Annotated in this window: 19 protein-coding genes; 3 read left to right on the top strand and 16 right to left on the bottom strand. The window is 62.2% G+C overall.

The window, feature by feature from the left end:
• Positions 1-14: 14 nt before the first annotated feature.
• The 6 genes from recO to cynS form a co-directional block, all read right to left on the bottom strand.
• On the bottom strand, positions 15-764 hold the full coding sequence (gene recO, locus D3250_RS09625; RefSeq protein WP_119903182.1) for a DNA repair protein RecO: 750 nt from the start codon (positions 762-764) through the stop codon (positions 15-17).
• Positions 765-932: 168 nt separating this feature from the next.
• Positions 933-2,678, bottom strand: a complete 1,746-nt coding sequence (gene leuA, locus D3250_RS09620; protein WP_119903181.1) for a 2-isopropylmalate synthase — start codon at positions 2,676-2,678, stop codon at positions 933-935.
• A gap of 307 nt (positions 2,679-2,985) precedes the next feature.
• The gene (locus D3250_RS09615; protein WP_119903180.1) at positions 2,986-3,807 is read right to left on the bottom strand and encodes an ABC transporter ATP-binding protein; all 822 of its coding nucleotides are present in this window, start codon (positions 3,805-3,807) and stop codon (positions 2,986-2,988) included.
• A 19-nt stretch (positions 3,808-3,826) separates the two neighbouring features.
• Positions 3,827-4,690 carry an ABC transporter permease gene (locus D3250_RS09610; protein WP_119903179.1) on the bottom strand — a complete coding sequence of 288 codons (864 nt, stop codon included), beginning with the start codon at positions 4,688-4,690 and terminating at the stop codon, positions 3,827-3,829.
• A complete protein-coding gene (locus tag D3250_RS09605; RefSeq protein WP_147383521.1) occupies positions 4,687-5,931 on the bottom strand; it encodes an ABC transporter substrate-binding protein in 1,245 nt (414 codons plus the stop codon). The genes D3250_RS09610 and D3250_RS09605 overlap by 4 nt, the downstream gene beginning before the upstream one ends.
• Positions 5,928-6,380, bottom strand: coding sequence for a cyanase (cynS, locus tag D3250_RS09600; RefSeq protein WP_119903177.1), 453 nt, complete (start codon positions 6,378-6,380; stop codon positions 5,928-5,930). Before cynS ends, D3250_RS09605 begins: the two co-directional genes overlap by 4 nt.
• A 225-nt stretch (positions 6,381-6,605) precedes the next feature.
• Between cynS and D3250_RS09595 the strand changes: the two genes are divergently transcribed.
• The gene (locus D3250_RS09595; RefSeq protein ID WP_119903176.1) at positions 6,606-7,322 is read left to right on the top strand and encodes a helix-turn-helix domain-containing protein; all 717 of its coding nucleotides are present in this window, start codon (positions 6,606-6,608) and stop codon (positions 7,320-7,322) included.
• 56 nt (positions 7,323-7,378) lie between these two features.
• Here the strand turns inward: D3250_RS09595 and era are convergent, their stop codons facing one another.
• The 7 genes from era to hrcA form a co-directional block, all read right to left on the bottom strand.
• The gene (gene era / locus D3250_RS09590; protein WP_119903175.1) at positions 7,379-8,371 is read right to left on the bottom strand and encodes a GTPase Era; all 993 of its coding nucleotides are present in this window, start codon (positions 8,369-8,371) and stop codon (positions 7,379-7,381) included.
• Between the two features lie 9 nt (positions 8,372-8,380).
• A complete protein-coding gene (locus D3250_RS09585) occupies positions 8,381-9,757 on the bottom strand; it encodes a hemolysin family protein (RefSeq protein WP_119903174.1) in 1,377 nt (458 codons plus the stop codon).
• Positions 9,754-10,254 carry an rRNA maturation RNase YbeY gene (gene ybeY, locus D3250_RS09580; RefSeq protein WP_119903173.1) on the bottom strand — a complete coding sequence of 167 codons (501 nt, stop codon included), beginning with the start codon at positions 10,252-10,254 and terminating at the stop codon, positions 9,754-9,756. The genes D3250_RS09585 and ybeY overlap by 4 nt, the downstream gene beginning before the upstream one ends.
• The gene (locus tag D3250_RS09575) at positions 10,251-11,276 is read right to left on the bottom strand and encodes a PhoH family protein (protein ID WP_225973306.1); all 1,026 of its coding nucleotides are present in this window, start codon (positions 11,274-11,276) and stop codon (positions 10,251-10,253) included. Before D3250_RS09575 ends, ybeY begins: the two co-directional genes overlap by 4 nt.
• Before the next feature lie 61 nt (positions 11,277-11,337).
• Positions 11,338-12,120 (bottom strand): 16S rRNA (uracil(1498)-N(3))-methyltransferase, encoded by a 783-nt coding sequence (locus D3250_RS09570; RefSeq protein WP_119903551.1) that lies wholly within the window; start codon positions 12,118-12,120, stop codon positions 11,338-11,340.
• Positions 12,117-13,235, bottom strand: a complete 1,119-nt coding sequence (dnaJ, locus tag D3250_RS09565) for a molecular chaperone DnaJ (protein ID WP_119903171.1) — start codon at positions 13,233-13,235, stop codon at positions 12,117-12,119. The genes D3250_RS09570 and dnaJ overlap by 4 nt, the downstream gene beginning before the upstream one ends.
• A gap of 12 nt (positions 13,236-13,247) precedes the next feature.
• On the bottom strand, positions 13,248-14,282 hold the full coding sequence (hrcA, locus tag D3250_RS09560) for a heat-inducible transcriptional repressor HrcA (RefSeq protein ID WP_119903170.1): 1,035 nt from the start codon (positions 14,280-14,282) through the stop codon (positions 13,248-13,250).
• A gap of 51 nt (positions 14,283-14,333) precedes the next feature.
• Between hrcA and D3250_RS09555 the strand changes: the two genes are divergently transcribed.
• Together D3250_RS09555 and D3250_RS09550 are read left to right on the top strand one after the other, a co-directional pair.
• The gene (locus D3250_RS09555; protein ID WP_119903169.1) at positions 14,334-15,209 is read left to right on the top strand and encodes a DUF3097 family protein; all 876 of its coding nucleotides are present in this window, start codon (positions 14,334-14,336) and stop codon (positions 15,207-15,209) included.
• Between the two features lie 118 nt (positions 15,210-15,327).
• Positions 15,328-15,729 (top strand): DUF4870 domain-containing protein, encoded by a 402-nt coding sequence (locus D3250_RS09550; RefSeq protein ID WP_225973261.1) that lies wholly within the window; start codon positions 15,328-15,330, stop codon positions 15,727-15,729.
• Between the two features lie 10 nt (positions 15,730-15,739).
• Here the strand turns inward: D3250_RS09550 and D3250_RS09545 are convergent, their stop codons facing one another.
• From D3250_RS09545 to hemW, 3 genes are read right to left on the bottom strand one after another with little or no spacing between them, the layout of a single operon-like run.
• Complete coding sequence (locus D3250_RS09545; RefSeq protein ID WP_119903168.1) at positions 15,740-16,468, bottom strand: type III PLP-dependent enzyme domain-containing protein; 729 nt, start codon at positions 16,466-16,468, stop codon at positions 15,740-15,742.
• A 24-nt stretch (positions 16,469-16,492) separates the two neighbouring features.
• Positions 16,493-17,116 carry a SatD family protein gene (locus D3250_RS09540; protein WP_119903167.1) on the bottom strand — a complete coding sequence of 208 codons (624 nt, stop codon included), beginning with the start codon at positions 17,114-17,116 and terminating at the stop codon, positions 16,493-16,495.
• Positions 17,117-17,168: 52 nt separating this feature from the next.
• A complete protein-coding gene (gene hemW / locus D3250_RS09535) occupies positions 17,169-18,455 on the bottom strand; it encodes a radical SAM family heme chaperone HemW (protein WP_119903166.1) in 1,287 nt (428 codons plus the stop codon).
• Positions 18,456-18,478 lie beyond the last annotated feature (23 nt).

Raw genomic sequence — 18,478 nt, 5'->3', positions numbered from 1 at the left:
GTGTTCCTAGGCCTTCAGTGCGCGAATGCCCGCAGTGACGTCAGCCGACGCTCCAGATGATGCTGGGCATAGTCGGTGACCACTCCGACCGCCTCATGGCGGATATCCGGCGCGGCCGATCCCGTGGCGCTCCACTGTCCGTACTGAAGCGCGTGGAGGAACTCAACGGTCCCAGCTGGCATGCTCCGAGTTCCGGGGGGCCGGCAGTCGCGGCATACGGGACCGCCGGAGGAGGCATGGAAGCCGGAGTGTGAGCCCGGTTCCCCGCAGCTGACGCAGGCTGTCCAGGTGACCGCCCAACCTGCATCGCTCAGGGCGCGCAGCAGATAGGACCCGAGGACGAGGTCGGGACTGTGCACTCCGCGCGCAAGAGCCGAATAGGCCCCGTGGAGCAGGTCGAACTGCGCGCGTTCGGCGCTGTCACCTGTGTCGGTCAGCCGCTCGGCGACCTCCGACATGGCTGAGGCAGCGGTGTACTTGTCATAATCCGCCGCGATCATGGTGCCATAGGAGCTGCGGCCCTGGGCCTGAGTGATGATGTCTAGGTTCCGCCCATGGACAAACTGCACATCCGCCACCATGAACGGCTCCAGAGTGGCGCCGAACTTCGAGGAGGTGCGCCGCACGCCCTTGGCCACTGCGCGCACTAAGCCGTTAGAGGCCGTGAGTACGGTGATGATCCGGTCCGCCTCGCCCAGCTTCTGGGTGCGCAGCACAATGCCGAGGTCACGATAGCTGCGAGACGCGAAGGTGGAGCCGACCATACCTCTCAGCATATGCCCGCACCCTGGCCCTGGGCACGATGCTGCGCTGCCCGCTCATGTCCCCGGCGCATCCGCGAAAGATGTCAGATTCCACGCTCTGGGACGCTGATTCGGACGTCAGAACGCCTCAAATTGACATTTGGCAAAGCGGTGCGGAGCTGGTGGCGCTCAGGCGTCGCGAAGTGCGCGGTTGACTGCGGAGAAAACCGCCTGGAGGGAGGCAAGGGTGGTGTTGTAATCGATCCCCACACCCCAGAGCACGCGCTCACCCATTGCAAGCTCGATGAAGCTGGCCGCCTGGGCATCACCGCCTGAACTCATGGCATGTTCGGTGTAGTCCAGCAGACGCACATCGACGCCGTCCGCTTCCAGGATCCGCAGCAGCGCGTCGATCGGGCCGTTTCCGATTCCGGTGACCTTGCGCAGGGTGCCGTTGGTCTGCAGCTCCAGGTCCATTGAGAACCCTCCGTCCGCTGTTGAGGAGGTCTCCACGGTGCCCAGTCGATAGTGCCCCCACTGCTTGCCGCCGTCTTCGGCTGGGAGGTACTCGTCCTGGAACATCTGCCAGATTTCGGCTGGGGTGACTTCGCCACCCTGGACGTCGGCCCGGCGCTGGATGACCCCGGAGAACTCTATCTGGGCGCGGCGCGGCAGTTCGATGCCCCGCTCAGCCTTCAGAACGTAGGAGACCCCGCCTTTGCCGGACTGTGAGTTGACGCGGATGACGGCCTCGTAGCTGCGGCCGATGTCCTTCGGATCAATTGGAAGGTAGGGAACACCCCAGGTGATCTCTTCGCGGGGGCGACCCTCGGAAGCGGCGCGGGCGTCCATATGTGCAAAGCCCTTGTTGATGGCGTCCTGGTGGGATCCCGAGAATGCGGTGAACACCAGGTCGCCGCCATATGGGGAACGCTCCGGCACCGGCATCTGATTGCAGTGCTCCACGGTGCGCCGGATCTCATCCATATTCCGGAAGTCGATCTCCGGATCGACGCCCTGGCTGAAGAGGTTCATGCCCAGAGTGACCAGGTCCACGTTTCCGGTGCGCTCACCGTTGCCGAACAGGCAGCCTTCGATCCGGTCAGCACCCGCTTTGTAGCCCAGCTCGGCGGCGGCCACGCCGGTGCCGCGGTCGTTGTGCGGGTGCAGCGAGAGGACAATCGCCTCACGGGGGTGCAGATTGCGGTGCATCCATTCGATGGAGTCTGCATACACGTCTGGGGTGGACATCTCCACGGTGGCAGGAAGGTTGACGATGACGGGCTTCTCCGCAGTGGCACCGAGAACCTCCACCACCTCATTGGAGATATGCGCCGCGAAATCCAATTCAGTTCCGGTAAAGGACTCGGGGCTGTACTGGTAGACGATCTCCGTGTCCGGCTGATCCGCCATGAGCTGTTCTTCGAACTTCTTGCACAGCCGTGCCCCGTTGGTGGCGATGTCCACGATGCCAGCGCGGTCCTGCTTAAAGACCACCTCGCGCTGCAGCACTGAGGTGGAGTTGTAGAGATGGACAATGGCTCGAGGGGCTCCCGCAATGGCCTCGAAGGTCCGCTCGATCAGGTGCTCTCGGCACTGGGTGAGAACCTGGATGTAGACGTCGTTGGGAATTTTGTCCTGTTCGATGAGCTGCCGGACGAAGTCGAAATCGGTCTGCGACGCGGAGGGAAACCCCACTTCGATCTCTTTGTAGCCCATACTCACCAGGAGGTCGAACATCCGGTGCTTACGTTCTGGGCTCATTGGGTCGATCAGTGCTTGGTTGCCGTCGCGCAGGTCCACGGCGCACCAGCGCGGCGCCGTCGTAATCTGTTGGTCGGGCCAGGTGCGGTCCGGCACAGACACTGTGATCTGGTCCTTGAACGGGAGATACCGGTGGTGGGGCATCGGTGAGGGTTTCTGCATAGTGCGCATGGCGAACTTCCTTCAGTCTTGGGTGTGCTTTGCAATGAAGGCCGAGCGGTCCGGTTCAGTTACCAGGGTGACACCGCAGCGGGGATTCGACCTTGGGAAGCTCTTGCCCGAGACTCAGCGCGGCGCAAGCTCTTCCCCGCTGCGGCGGAGAAGTAGTAGCTCAAGTAGCGCGCGCTGCCTAATAACCTGCACCATTCAAAGTTAGCACATGTACGTTCGACCCCATCTTTGCTCACTTAGCCTACGGCCCAAGAGAGGCCGGAGGCCTTCGAGTACTGCGCTATTGCACCTTCACAACCCGGAAGCCTCAGTGCCCGGTGAGGGAGTTCAGCAGAAAGCCGCGAAGCTCGTGGCACTTCGGGTCCTGCTCGAGGTTTTCCACATCGCGCGGCCTCGAAAACGGCACCGCGATGTCATGGACAATCTGCGCCCTGGGCCCGGTGCCCATCACAAGTATCCGGTCGGAGAGTAGTAGCGCCTCGTCCACATCATGCGTCACCATAATGAAGGTACGTTTCTGCTGTTCGCAAAGCTCAAGAAGCTGGAGCTGCAGTTCGTGGCGTGTGAGCGCATCTAGCGCGCCGAGCGGTTCATCGAGCAACATGACCTTCGGCTCCAGAGCGAAGGCCCGGGCGATACCTACGCGCTGCTGCATACCTCCGGACAACTGTGCAGGGCGCCGGTCGGCCGCATGGCTCAAATTCACCAGCTCGAGGTACTCATCCGCCAGGGACTCTAACTGCGACTTGCTGCGTGTGTTGTGGGGATCGGTCTCCAGCGCAAAAAGCACATTCTGCCGAGCTGACATCCACGGAAGCAGGACATGCTGCTGAAACACGATCCCCAGTTCCCTGCTCGGGGCGTCAATAGGCTTACCAGCCAGTCTGATCGAGCCTTCATCGGCTGATTCCAGACCGGCGATCATCTTCAGAATGGTGGATTTTCCACATCCTGAAGGCCCAATAATCGTGATGAACTCACCTTCTTGAATGTCGACGTCTGTTAGGCCGACAATAGGTTGGAATCCTTTCTTCCGATCAGGAAACCCTTTAGTGATTCCCTCGATCTTGACCACGGGTTCGGGGGCAGTGGGCTCCGCGGCGTGAGGGGCAGTTATGGTCTGACTCATATGGGTATCTCCTCTGTCTTCAGGATTTGGGTACAAGACGTTGCAGTTGGGCGATTGAACGGTCAAGCAGAAAGCCGACACCGCCGATGATCACAATTGCCACCACAATGCTGGGCGTGTTCAAGGCGTTCCACTCGTTCCAGACGAAATGGCCCATTCCACGACCCCCAACAATCATCTCGGCGGCTACGATGACAAGCCATGCTGTGGACAATGCGGTGCGCAGGCCAATTACGATCGCCGGGAGTGTGGCGGGCAGCAAGACTTTGAGAACCCGCGTTTTCGTATCCGTCTCGAGTGACCTTGCGAGGTCTAGAAAGAGTGGATTGACCCGCCTGACCCCGTCGATCGTGGAGATCAGAATGGGCCAAATGGCTGCCATGAAAATGACGAATATGGCTGTCATCTGCGAGTCCCGCAGCAGGGCCAGACCAAGGGGTAGCCACGCTAAGGGCGAGACAGGTCGCAGCACCTGGATGAATGGGTCAAGACCGTCGTTGATCACTCGAGATGTTCCCAGCAGCAGGCCCAACGGCACGGCGATGAGCGCAGCCAGCCCGAAGCCTAGAAGAACTCGTTGAATGGAAGCCAGCAGGTGGTAGAAGATTCCCACGTTGTTGGGCCCGTCTAGCAGGAAAGCATCCGACAGCATCTCAAGCAACCGGTCCCAGGTGGCTCCCGGTGTGGGAGCCAGCCCACCATCGTCAAACCCGACCGTGGCCAAGTGCCAAACAACGATGAACACTGCAAAGAAAATGACGAAAAGCGCGGTGGTCCGGACTCGGTTCCGGCTGCGCTGAGCCCTGGACCGTTGCTGCAGTGCCTCAGGGGCTGAGCCTGTGTCAGTCGGCTGTCTCGTGAATTGTGTGGTCTGGCTGCTCATGAGTTCACCTGTTTTTCAGTCCATGGCAGGGGATCCGCCGGGTCAAAGGTTCTTCCGATGATGGTCTCGGTCTTCCGCTGTGTGGTGTTGGCGCCGAGTGCCTGGAGAATGGGAGTCGCCGCCTCAGGGTCGAGCACTTCACGCACTGCAGACTGGTAGTCCGCGGCTGAGTGATAGCCCTCCCTTGGTGCAAGATCCCAGCGCTGCAGCTGAGTCAGGGACCAAATTGCGTAGGTCTCGTGGGGATACGGCCGGAAGGCAATGCGGTCGTCTACCGAATGGTGAGTGCCTTGCCCGTCATCGAATTCGCCGGTGAGAACTGCCGCGATCACCTCCGGATCCTGACTGAGGAACGCGCGTCCAGCCATCGTCTCCGCTGCCATTGCCCGGTGGTCGGCCTGGTCTGTCCAGACCGCCGAGTCACCTATGGCACGCAGCAAGGTGGTGTAGGTGTTCGGGTAGGCGGTGGCAAACTCATCAGCCACAGTGAAGCTGCAACAGGGATGGCCGTCCCATAGATCTTTCGAAAGCATGTGGAGGTAGCCGGCTCCGAGGGCAACCGCTCGCTGATTAAAAGGATCCGGCGCGAGGAAGCCGTCAATATCACCGACGTTAAGCGATGCGACCATATCTGAGGGACGCATGACCTGAATACCTACGTCGTAATCCGGATCCAGCCCACCGAGGGCGAGGTAGTCGCGTAGAAGGAGGTTGTGACCGGAGTAGTCGAATGGCACCGCTATGGTCAGGTTCCGAAAGTCCTCAGCACTATGCACACGCCCCATGTGCTGCGATCCCAACGTAATGGCCTGACCATTGATATTGGTGATGTAAGGCAGTCGTGAATCGCGCTGGCCAGCCGCGAATTGGTGGTGGATTCCCAGGGGCATCGGTATCAGCATTTGGGTGGCATCGAGCTCGCCCGCGACATAGGCGATCCATAGCTCACCCCAACCTGTGTACCGCTGCAGTGTGACGTTCAGTCCGTACTGCCCGAAGATACCCATGGCGGCTGCGTTGATGAGGGGAGAAGAACACGTGATGGGCACGAAGCCGATCGTGACGTCGCGAACCTCGAGTTCCCCAGAGGGTTGCATCGACGCTCTGAAGTCGATCCCCATTGGGTTCGTGTTTGGGGTGCCTCCGGTCGGCGTACACCCTGAAAGCAGACCAGCGCCCAGAGCTCCACCCCCAAAAGCGAGCAGTTTGCGCCGTGAGAGGTGACGGTGTCCCACGGTCACCACTGATAGTCGAGGAACTTGCCGTCAAAGGTCACGACGACGCGATCCCCAGCCGGGTCTGCGCGGCGTTGGACATTCATTTGAAAGTTGATCGCACTCATGATGCCGTCTCCAAACTCCTCATGTATGAGTTCCTTCAGCGCGGGCCCGTAAACGGTGAGTGCTTCTTGAAAGCGGTAGATTGTTGGATCAGTCGCGACATCATGGTTCAGTGGCCCGCGGTAGGGCTGCATTTGCAGCGCCTCAACGACAGCATCATCCAGTCCGAGGAGCTGCTGGACTTTCGTCGCTTGGCTCAGTGACAGGGGATGGCCGCCAAGTAGGGCAGCCGTGCTCCACTCTTTGTCGACACCTAGCTCCTCGGCGATCTGTGCCCAACTCAAGCCAGCCCGGTGCCGGGCGACTCGAATATGTTGGGCTGCGTCTCTCTTGCTAATGATTGGTTCCACGGTCTCAGACTCCTTGTCAGCTGTTCTGGAGCAGTGTGGCTCCAGCGCAGGTCCAAACCTAGAGCGGCCAGGAGCTGACTAACAAGACAATTTGCGCGATCTATCGGGCAAATCGCGCTTACGTATTCGAATTAACGCTACTGAAATATTCAGGTACTTTTCGCGAAACAGCACCTCCCTAGCCTGGGCAGAAATCGGCAAGGTGGGGAAGGCGATGCTTCTGCAATGAACCTCGAGAAAGAAGGACTCTGGCTCTCTGTCATTGATGCTGCTCCAATGCCCCTGTGGCTCATCGAACCAGACGGAACCGTGGCTCTGGTGAACGAGGCCGCCGCAACGGTGCTTGGCCACCGGCAGCGTCACAAGCTTATTGGACGCTCAAGCCATGAAACACTGCATCCCAGGCGAAGAGATGGATCACCCTATCCGAGCCATGCATGCCCCATCGTGAACGCTTCTGGCTCCGTGCGCCAAGGTCATGCCGAGGAGTTCATCGATCGGCGAGGCCGTCACGTTCGTGTTCGTTGGACACTTCGGCAGCTCGAAGACTCACACTACAAGCTGCTGAGTTTCTCTCCCACAACTTCGCATTCACCTCAGGGTTCGCCGCGCGCCTCGGCGCCGACAGTCACACTTGAGGAGATCAAAGCCTATATTGACTCACACTGCGAGGATCCGACATTGAGCCCGCAGCATCTTGCGGCACGCGCCGGTGTTTCGCTCCGCAAGCTGCAGTCACTCTTTGCGGCTGAGGGCACCTCCCCTGCTCGGGAAATCCGCCAAGCGAGACTTCACCGGGGCCACCGCATGCTGTCGGATGGCCAAAACGTCGCGGAAGCCGCGTTCTCCTGCGGATTTAAGGACGTCAGCACGTTCAGTCGGGCCTACCGTCGCACTTTCCAACGATCTCCGGCAGCTGCCAAAGGCAACCCCTCGAACTAACTCGCCGAGGCAACTGCGCTCAAGGAGAACCCCCTCGCTTCGGAAAGCCCCCCAAGCTAAAATCCGAGCCGGTTGAGCTTCTTGGGATCGCGCTGCCACTCTTTAGTGACCTTGACGTGGAGATCCAGATAGACCGGTGTGCCGAGAAGTTTCTTGATACCTTCTCTGGCCGCGCTTCCGATCTGCTTGAGGCGAGAGCCGCCCCGGCCGATGATGATCGCCTTCTGTGAGTTGCGCTCCACGTGGATGGTCGCATGAATATCCAACAGCGGCTTGTCCTCTGGGCGGCCATCGCGGGGCAGCATCTCTTCGACCGTGACCGCGATCGAGTGCGGCAGCTCATCGCGCACGTCTTCCAGCGCGGCCTCCCGGACGAGCTCTGCGATCATCACCCGTTCCGGCTCGTCTGTAAGTTCTCCGCTGGGGTAGAGCGGAGGGGACTTAGGCATCATGGCGATAAGCTCGTCGGTGACCACATCGGTCTGTTCGCCACGGGCGGCTGAGACAGGGATGATGGCAGTGAAACCCGCTGTCTTCCGGCCATCCCCCGAGAGGTGCTCACGTCCGAGCTGATCCACCGCCATCAACTGCTCCGCCAGGTCAGCCCGCGGGACTTTGTCTGTTTTGGTGACCAGGGCGACCACGGGCTTATGCGGTAGCTTCTGGAGCTGGCCAGCAATGAACCGATCCCCCGGGCCGATCTTTTCGTCCGCGGGGATGCAGAAGCCGACCACGTCCACTTCGCTGAGTGTGTCGATCACGAGGTCATTCAGCCGGGACCCCAGCAGCGTCCTGGGCCGGTGCAGTCCCGGGGTGTCCACCAGCACCAGCTGAGCGCCCGGAGCGCCCTCTGTCTGCGGGCGGTGCACGATGCCGCGAATCGTGTGCCGGGTGGTCTGCGGCTTGGAACTGGTGATGGCCACCTTCTCCCCCACCAGAGCGTTTGTCAACGTGGACTTCCCGGCATTGGGACGGCCTACGAAGGAGACGAATCCGGCCCGATAGGCGTCGTTGTACTCGGGGAATTCGTTCAGCAGATCATCAGTCATCGCATCCACCTATCTGGAAGCCTCGGCGGTCTCTCGGTCAGGGTCATCCCGGGTGGCATCATCCTCATCTCCCGTTCCGACCCCGCCGCGGGCGCCGCGGCGATCTTCATGTTCCCAGGCGAGCACATGTGTGACGCGGTTGCGGCGGCCACCGAGCCGGTCTGCGTGCAGGACAACCCCGTCGATCTCCACCTCGGAGCCGGCGATTGGCACGCGGCCCAGCATCTTGGCCAACAGACCACCGACGGTGTCTACGTCCTCCTCATGGTCCAGGTCCAGTCCGAACTCCTGGGCGAAGTCGTCGATGCTCATTCGCGCGGACAGCCGAAGCACACCGTCCTCCAGAGTCTCCACTTCCGCATCCTCACGGTCGTACTCGTCAACGATTTCACCCACCAATTCTTCGATGAGGTCTTCCATGGTCACCAGACCGGCAGTCCCACCATATTCGTCGATGACGATCGCAACGTGGGTAGATTCGCGCTGCAGCTCCTCCAGAAACTCTCCCACTGACTTGGACTCCGGAACGTAGCGAACGTCTCGCTGCAGCTCCTCCACCCGTATCGAGGACGAGGTCCTTCCGGCGTAGGCGGAGGGGGCGCGCCCTATCCTGAGCATGTGCTCTAAGTAGGCCACATCTTTGAGGTACACCATGCCGGTGATGTCATCTGCCGAGCCCCGGGTGACCGGCATGCGCGAGTACCCTGAGCCCAGGAAAAGTGTCATCGCCTCATCGAGGTCCGCCTCAGCCTCGATGGTCACCATGTCTGTGCGCGGTACCATCACCGACCGAACTCGCGTAGTGGACATGTCCAACACGGATTCGATCAGCTCCGCCTCTGAGTCTTCGATGACATCCGACTCATTGGCCCGAGCGATGTACTCCAGCAGCTCGTCGTCGTCGAAGAAGCCCTGATCGCCAGCCGTGCCGGGAATGATCTTTGCACCCACCGCTGCCAGCCACGCTGGCAGCGGCCCCAAGGAGAGCCGCAACCCGCGCACCATGCGGGCCGTCGCTGAGGCCAGGCTGAGGTGATGGGCCCGCCCGATCTTCCGCGGCGACACGGCCGCGGATAGCACGCCGATCATCGCCAGCGCCGTGCCTGCCAGCACCGCACCGAATCCAACGTCACCTGTCAGCTGAACAGCCGAGATTGTGACGAGCACGACGGCCACCGTGGTCAGAACCCAACGCCAAATCTGGAGAGCAAGAGTATGTGGAACCGGCTGTTCGAGTATGTGCTCCACCGAGCGGGACCCGTGCCGCGCGGCAATGTCCTCGGCTTCTTTGCGGGTCAGCCTGATGAATGCGGCCTCTGCCGTGGACAACAGAAAGACCAGACCCGCTGCAGCGACGGCGCCGCTGATCAGCAGTGCGGTGATCACGCCTGAGTCTCCTCCGCAGCGGTCGGCACGGGTCCGGGCCGGCCCAGGTACTTCTCCAACAGCTGAGCCTGCAGACCGAACATCTCAGCCCGCTCCCCCGCGGTGTGGTGGTCGTATCCGAGCAGATGCAGAATTCCGTGCGTGGTGAGCAAGAGAAGCTCATCGGCTACGGAGTGGCCCGCCGCATGCGCTTGAGCTGCGGCCACCGCGGGACAGAGGACGACGTCACCCAGCACTCCGGTGCGCACTGGAGCCTCAGCTGAACCTTGAGTGAGCTCATCCATGGGAAAGCTCAGCACATCGGTGGGCCCGGGAAAGCCCATCCACTGACGGTGCAGCTGCTCCATCTCCTGCTGGTCCACAAGTCGGACAGCGAGCTCGACCTCGGCTGCGAGATGCAGCTCGGCGTAGAGAAATGCTGCGAGGTCCACCAGTTCAGCACACTGCTCGGCAGTGATGAACGGACTGGCGGAGGCGTCGTCGACGGTCACAGTCATCGGCGCTTGCCACCGCCTCTGTGTGCCGGTGCACTCTTGGACAGCTGGGCGTTCTGGTGCTTCTCATACGCATCGACGATCCGTCCCACGAGCTCGTGACGGACCACGTCCTGGGAGCCGAACCGGGTAATTGAAATATCGTCTACACCTTCGAGGATGTCCAAGACGGTGCGCAGACCCGAATCGGTGCCGCGCGGGAGGTCCACCTGGGTGATGTCGCCAGTGACCACGACCTTGGAGTTGAACCCTAAGCGTGTCAGGAACATCTTCATCTGTTCGGCGGTGGTGTTCTGCGCCTCATCCAGAATAATGAACGAGTCGTTGAGCGTACGACCGCGCATATAGGCCAAGGGGGCGACCTCAATCGTCCCGGCAGCCATCAGCTGCGGAATCGATTCGGGTTCGATCATGTCGTAGAGCGCGTCGTAGAGCGGGCGCAAGTACGGGTCGATCTTGTCATGGAGCGACCCGGGGAGGAATCCGAGCTTTTCACCCGCCTCGACGGCGGGGCGGGTGAGAATGATCCGTTTGATCTCCTTGGCCTGCAGCGCCTGCACCGCCTTGGCCATCGCCAGATAGGTCTTTCCCGTGCCTGCGGGGCCGATTCCGAAGATGACGGTGGACTCGTCAATCGTCTCCACGTACGTCTGCTGGTTGCTGGTCTTGGGCCTGATCGTGCGACCGCGATGGGACAGGATGTTCGTGGCCACCATGCGGGCACTGGTCGGCGCATCCTGTGCGCGGACCATGGTCGCGATCTGTTCGACGATCTCCTCGGTGGCCGTGTTACCGGAGGCGGCCAGAGTCTTCAGCTGCGTGAGAATCTCCACCATCGGATGGACATCGTTGGCCGCCCCAGAGACGGTGATGAGCTGGTCGCGGAGACCAATGCTCGCTTCCGGGTAGAGACCGGCGAGGATCCGAAGCGCCATGTCCTGGACTCCGAGAGTGCGGAACATGGTCTCGGCGTCTGCGAAGTGAACCTCGCGCTCAACGAATGTGGGGGTGACAGTCTCGCTAATGTGATGCCTCGCTTGGTTGTTGTGTCGGTCCTCTTAGGATACGTGGGTTCGCTCGACCTGCCTACGGCCAGTCCCACCGGCCCAGCAGCAGTTGGGCTGCCGCGACCGCAGCGGGCCCGGCCGTGGAGGTACGCAGCACCGTCCGCCCCAGACGCGCGCTCAGTGTTCCGACATCAGCCAGCTGTGTGAGCTCCTGGTCGCTAATTCCACCCTCGGGACCCACCACCAGGTGAAGCTCCTCTATGCCAGGGTCAGCGTCGAGCACCCCGGCGCTGGTGAGCGCGGTGCGCAGCGAGGTTTCTTCGACTTCGTGGAGGGCCACTGCTGCCACTCCCGGGCTCTGCTGGACCAGCCGGCAGTACTGGGCGGTGGTGTGCAGGTCTCGCACCTCAGGGATCGCTGTGCGGCGCGTCTGCTTGGCGGAGCTGCGCACAGTGCTGAGCCATTCGGCATGCTTTTTGGCCTCGCGGCCGGGCTTCCACCTGACCACGGAACGGTCAGCCTCCCAGGGGATGATCGCCTCCACTCCGAGCTCTGTGGCGGACTCCACGGCCTGGAGGTCTCGCTTGTCCTTGGCCAGAGCCTGCACCAGCACCAGCTTCGGCCGCAGAACGGGTTCGTCATGCACAGTCCGCACTTGCACGCTGAGCTCCCCGGCATCGGCGCTGAGGACGACGCCGCCGACTCGGCGGTTCTGGGTGTCGGAGAGCTGGACAGCCTCTCCTGCACCGAGCCGCATGACGGTCGCTGCGTGATGCCCCTCAGGTCCCGCGACCCGGATGGTGGATCCAGGCTCTGCTGCATCGAGTGAACCCGGATCCAAGTGGAACAGCGGTGCGGTCACACCGATTCCCACGCCTCGCGAAGCTTGGCGAACATTCCTTTGTGCTCAGTGCTGGACTGACCCTGCTTCTCGCCCCGCTCCTCTGCCAGCATCCGCAGCAGCTCCTTCTGCTTCTCGGAAAGCTTGCTCGGAGTCTCCACTTTGAGGTGGACTTTGAGGTCTCCGCGACCCATACCCCGTAGGTGGGTCACGCCCTTGCCCCGCAGTGTGAGCACTTCGCCGGACTGGGTGCCCGGCCTTACCTCTAGACTCTCGTCACCGTCGAAGGTCTCCAGCGTGACGTGGGTGCCCAGTGCTGCAGCAGTCATGGGGACGTTGACGGTGGCGTGGAGGTCGTTGCCTCGCCGTGTGAACACGCTGTGCGATCGGATGTCGATCTCGATGAAAAGGTCACCGGCGGGGCCTCCGGCGATGCCAGCCTCGCCCTCCCCGGCCAGGTGTATCCGGTTGCCCTTGTCCACCCCGGCGGGGACTTTGACCTTCAGCGTCTTCCGCTCACGGGCACGCCCCTGGCCGTCACATTCCTGGCAGGGGTCCTCGATGATGTCGCCGAAACCGGAGCAGCGCGCACAGGTTTGGGTCTGGATGACGGTCCCTAGGATGGAGCGCATCGGCCGCTGGGTCTGACCGGCTCCGTGGCAGTCGGGGCAGGTGGTTGGCGAGGTGCCGGGCCGCATGCATGAGCCGTTGCACACCGAGCAGGTCTCGGCGGTCTCCACCTCCACCTCTTTGGTGACGCCGAAAACTGCGTCGCGCAGGTCGATGCGCACGCGGATGAGCGAGTCCTGTCCGCGGCGTGTGCGGGAGGCCGGCCCGGCGGAACCGCCGCCGAAGAATGTCTCGAAGATGTCCCCGAATCCGCCGAAGCCGCCGCCTGCGCCGCCGAAGCCAGCCGGACGCCCATTGGGGTCACCGGTAGTGTCATAGCTCTGCCGCTTCTGTGGGTCGGAGAGCACCTCGTAGGCACGCCCGAGCACTTTGAACTGCTCTTCGGCGTCGTCGGACTGATTGACGTCGGGGTGCAGCCGCCGCGCCTTCTTGCGGTAGGCCTTCTTAATGTCCTCAGTGGATGCGCTGCGGTCAACGCCCAGCGCCTCGTAGTAGTCAGTTGGCATTTGGTGCGGTTCTCATCCTTCGGAAAGTATTCTGGACAGGTAGCGTGCCATGGCGCGCACGGCAGACATCGTGGAGCCGTAGTCCATGCGGGTGGGACCGACGACGCCGAGCTTGGCACCGTCGCCGCCGGATTTCCCAGTAGCGTACTCGGCGGCCACCACCGCAGTGTCCTGCAGCGATTCGTGGGAGGTCTCCTGGCCGATCCGCACTGAAAGTCCGCGCCTGTCATGCTGCATTTCGTGCAGCAGCCGCAGCAGCACAACTTGTTCCTCAAGTGCTTCGAGGATCGGTCCGATTGATGGCCCCAGGTCGCCACCCGACTTGGCGAGGTTAGCAGTACCAGCCATGATGATGCGATCCACACGTCCACTCTCCAAGATGGTCTCCACCGCGTGGGCGACCACGGCCATAGTTGGCTGCAGGGCTGGTTCGACGACGGAGATCAGAGTCTTCACCTCTATCGGCACCGCCGACGCTGAGCGCCCGTAGAGCTGTTCCGAGGCCTTCAGACCGATTCGGTGCAGCGCGTCTTCGTCCGGCGTCTCCGCCAGTGTGACCATCCGCTGCTCCACTTTCCCTGTGGAGAGAATCACAATGACCAATGCTTTCTGTGCGGACATTGGAACCACATCAACGTGCCGGATAGTGGCCGAGGTGTGCTGCGGGTGTTGAATGACTGCCACCTGGTTGGTGAGCATCGCGAGCAGGCGAACGGTCTGCTCCATGGTGGCGTCGGGATCATCTGCGGTCTCAGCCAAAATGTCCATGGCACGGCGTTCTGCTCGAGACAGTGGACGAACCTCGGTGATGCGGTCCACGAACAACCGGTAACCGCGGTCGGTGGGAATGCGCCCGGCGGAAGTGTGGGGCGCCACAATCAGCCCCTCCTCCTCCAGCTGCGCCATGTCATTGCGAATGGTCGCCGGAGAGACCTCCAGGCTGCGCCGCTCCACGAGCGCTTTCGAGCCCACAGGCTCCCGAGTTTGGACGTAGTCCTCCACGATCGCGCGCAGCACCTGCAGTCGCCTGGTACTGGTATCGGACATGGAACCTCCTGGCACTCTCAACACTCGACTGCTAATTCTACAATGTCAGTCATGAGTACACCTTTTCCCACCGATTGGGGCTCCTGGGGAGCCCAGGACGTTTCAGCACGGCGACGCTCCCAACAGCGCGCGCTTCGCAAAGTCCCCGCAGCCTCGGGCATGGAGGTCGAAGAGCGGAGTTCGGGCTGGGTCGGCGTCGTCGTAGGTGTCGAAGCCTCCGGTGGCATGAAGGTGGTGCGGTTGCGTGACTACGACGGCAGAGAACGGGCCTTCCCCCTGGGTTTCGGCTTTGTGGTCGATGAGGAGCCGGTGGAGCTGACTGCCCCGGTCCGCACAGCGCGCCGAACGGGTCCGCAGCGCACCGCCTCGGGCTCGTTCGCAGCCGCCACTCCACCACGGGCGCGTACCGCCCGCGCTTCACGCATCTGGGTGGAAGGCACCCATGACGCTGAATTGGTGGAGAAGGTGTGGGGTGAGGACCTCCGGGAGGAAGGCATTGTGGTGGAACCCCTGCACGGTGCCGATGACCTGGTCTCTGCGGTTCGGGAATTCCAGCCCGGCCCCGAACGCCGGATCGGCGTTCTCCTCGATCACTTAGTCCCTGGCTCCAAGGAGTCGCGGATTGCAGCGGAGACGATCCAGCAGGCAGGGGCGGCCGGCAATGTCTTGGTGCTGGGACACCCATATGTGGATGTCTGGCAGGCGGTTAAGCCCGAGCGGGTGGGGCTGCGTGCCTGGCCGGATATTCCGCGTGGGACCGACATTAAGATCGGCATACTGCAGGCCCTTGGGCTTCCGGCATCGAGCCAGCGGGACATTGCCCACGGATGGAAGCGGATCCTGGGCCGAGTCCGCAGCTACGCCGATCTCGAGCCGAGTTTGCTGGGCCGAGTGGAGGAACTGATCGACTTTGTCACGGTGCCCTGAATCCGCCACAGCGGCAGGAACACACCCCGGGAGAGTCAGCCTGCTTTAAGGTGTGCGCCCTATGATGAGACCACTTGGATCGCGACACTAGGAACCCCAGAAAGGCACGAGAAGCCCAGTGACAACACAGAACGGCAAACAGAGGGCCGCTGCCGGCGGCACTCGACCCTCCGAGCCAGCGCCCATGCTGAGCCGCGAGGAAGACAGCCGTTGGGCGATGATTTCGCACTTCGGCGCTGTGGCCGGCTGTATCCCCTCGCTAATCATCTACCTGCTGCTGCGAGAGCGTGGACCATTCACCGCCCAAGAGTCCAAAGAGGCGCTGAATTTTACGCTCCCGCTGACTATCATCGTGCTGATCTGTTACGGCCTGGCGTTCATTCCCGCTATCGCTGCCGTGGCTGGCATCAGCGGAGTGATTGTCTGGGCCTATATGGCAATCTCCGGGCTGATCGGCGGCTCAGAGTGCAATAAGGGGCGTCCGTACCGGTACCCGCTGAACCTCCGCCTGGTGCGCTGAACCAACCGGGTCAGATTACGCTCCAGAGCAGACCGGCTGCGATGATCGCAATGGTCCAGCTCACGAAGCTGCCTACGAGGAAATACTCCGCCTTATTGCCTTCAGCACGATCTTCCTGCATCTCAGGGAACCTTACGATTCCCTTGGCCGCGATCAGGCCAGCCACGACCGGATAGGCCCCGGCCACCAGCAGACCGGTCAGCGTGATCCTCTCCAGTGGCCCTATCCAACGCCCCCCTTTGAGCTGTGGTTTGCGGACCAGCATTTCCGACTCTGGCGCGCTGCGGCCGTGCTGCTCTGCACTGAGCGCCAAGCGCACCAGTGCGTTGGCACTGACCACATGAAACAGTGTCAGGCCCGCCGCCAAGACTGCGAGTTCCGTGTCGAACCGCCCCACAGTGGGCACTCGAAGCGCCTCTCCGGCAATAGCCTCAGTGTCGCCCATTACGGTGATGACCCCACTGATCAGCACAAAGCCCAGGACCTTAGGTGCCGTCTCCCGGACGGATCGTGTGGGGGCATCTGGTTGCACTGACACCGTCCAAAACCACAGCAGGGCCGGCAGCACACTCAGCCCCACTGCCCACCAGGGAAGGCCGGTCAGTGCCCCTGTGCCCAGAATCACCAGAGCGGAAACGCCGACGAGCCCTGCCAGGGTGAGGAAGGCACCTCCGCGCAGCAGCGACCTCAGAATGTCGCCCAAGCCGATGATGATCAGAGTCGTCGCCAACAGCAGCACTGCCGTGCCCCCTTTCCGCGCTGTTCACGACAGCATTCTGAAGCCTTCGATGAGAGTTGCTGCCCCGGACTCCCGCAGGAGTTTGGACACGGCGGGCTGTGAGACCCCGTGCTCAGCTGCGATATGTTTCTGGTTCGCGCCCTGAGCCACACCCCGAGCATAGTCCCGGGCACGGACACTGAGCCCGTCCAGCAGCTGATCCCGGGTCAGCAGGTAGGCATTCACCGCCACATCCTGCTCAGGAGCGCCGCTGATGTACCAGCTGCGCAGAAAGGAGAACCGTCGCTGCTGGAAGGCCACGGCCTCTATAGCTTCTCGCGCATTCCACCATCCTGGGCCGTCTTCGATGCGTTCGGAGGTCCGACTTGGCACCCCACCGATTTCACCCTCCCCCAGGCCGAAGCGCAGCAGCGGGCCGTCTTGGGGCAGCAGACCTGCAAAGAGTGTGGCACGCAGTGCTGCATTGCGTGAGGCGTACACAGCTTGGAACTCATCTCCCACCGTGGCGCGGAACTCCTGGGTGGGCGGCACCGCCTGGCCAATGTGTTCCAGTGCGTCCTCTACGGAGCGCTGTACCTCATTCCGATCGGCGTGGCCTCGGGAACCGATGACATCAACAATCAGAGCGACAGGTGCGGTGTAGGACATGAAATAACCATAACAGGTTATAAGAGGCGAATATAACCCTATAGGGTTGTTCTCATGCAGCGAGGCGGCGGGTCACTGCATCGGCAAGCAGCCGCCCGTTCAAGGTCAGCACAATTCTTCCTTGAGGGAACTTCTCCGACGGGCGCGCGGCAGCGGCATCCGCCAACTCCTCATCGACGAGCTGCCGCACGTGACGGTCCTGAATGGGTGTTCCGCCGCCTTGGCCAATCTGCGGCAGGGCATTGAACTCGGCCACGTCGAGCCCCTCTGCGATCCGCAGCCGGAGCATCAGGTACTCCAAGACCGTCGCCTCGGCATCCAGAATCTCCCGACCGTGGCCGGGCGAGACTCCCTGCTGCACTCGTTGGGCATAGGGCGCCGGGTGCTTCACGTTCCACCAACGCATCCCCGCGAGATGCGAGTGCGCCCCGGGCCCCGCGCCCCACCAGTCGGAGTCCTGCCAGTAGTTGAGATTGTGTCTGGACCGGGTCTGGACTCCCTGCGAGAAGTTCGAGACCTCATACCACTGGTAGCCCGCCGCGGAGAGCAGCCGGTCTGTCAGCAGATACTTGTCCGCCTGGTCATCAGGGTCGATGTCAGCCAGTTCGCCGCGCCGGATCTGCGCCGCCATGGCCGTTCCGTCCTCCACTATCAGCGAGTACGCGCTGATATGGTCCGGCTGGAGCGCCACGGCGGTCTCAAGACTGCGGCTCCAGTCCTCGAGCGACTCTCCCGGAGCGCCGTAGATGAGGTCCAAAGAGGTCTCCAGCCCCGCTGCACGCGCAGCCGCGTGCGCTGTCGGCACGTTCTGCGGATCGTGGGTGCGGTCAAGGGTCTTCAGCACGTGGGGCACGGCCGACTGCATGCCCAAGCTCAGCCGCGTGAACCCGGCTTCAGCAAGCACCTGCACTGATTCTGCGGTGACGGTGTCGGGGTTCGCCTCAGTGGTCACCTCAGCCTCAGGGGCGAAGCCGAAGAGCTCCTGTGCCGCCCGGAGAATCAGCGACAGATCTTCGGCTGGCAGCAGCGTGGGGGTGCCTCCTCCGAAGAACACTGTGGAGAGCGGCCGCTGCGGTGCGTCGGCCGTGTCGAGCGTTCTTCGCGCAAACTCGAGCTCACCCACAACGGTCTCTGGGTACGACTGGCGAGACGCCCCGGGGCCCAGGTCAGCGGCCGTATATGTGTTGAAGTCGCAGTACCCGCAGCGCACCGCGCAGAAGGGAATGTGCACGTAGAGCCCAAAGGGCCTATGGGCCCGGGAGGGCAGCGCTGCCCGCACCTCGGAAGGGAAGCTGCCATCTGTGGGGACGGGATCACCCAGCGGCAATGCGGACGGCATGGCCCCTCAATGGCGCGACGAAC

The organism is Nesterenkonia natronophila (genome assembly GCF_003595215.1).
GTDB lineage: Bacteria > Actinomycetota > Actinomycetes > Actinomycetales > Micrococcaceae > Nesterenkonia > Nesterenkonia natronophila.
Note: the sequence above shows the minus strand (reverse complement) of the source record. Positions and strands in the feature narration are given on the sequence as shown.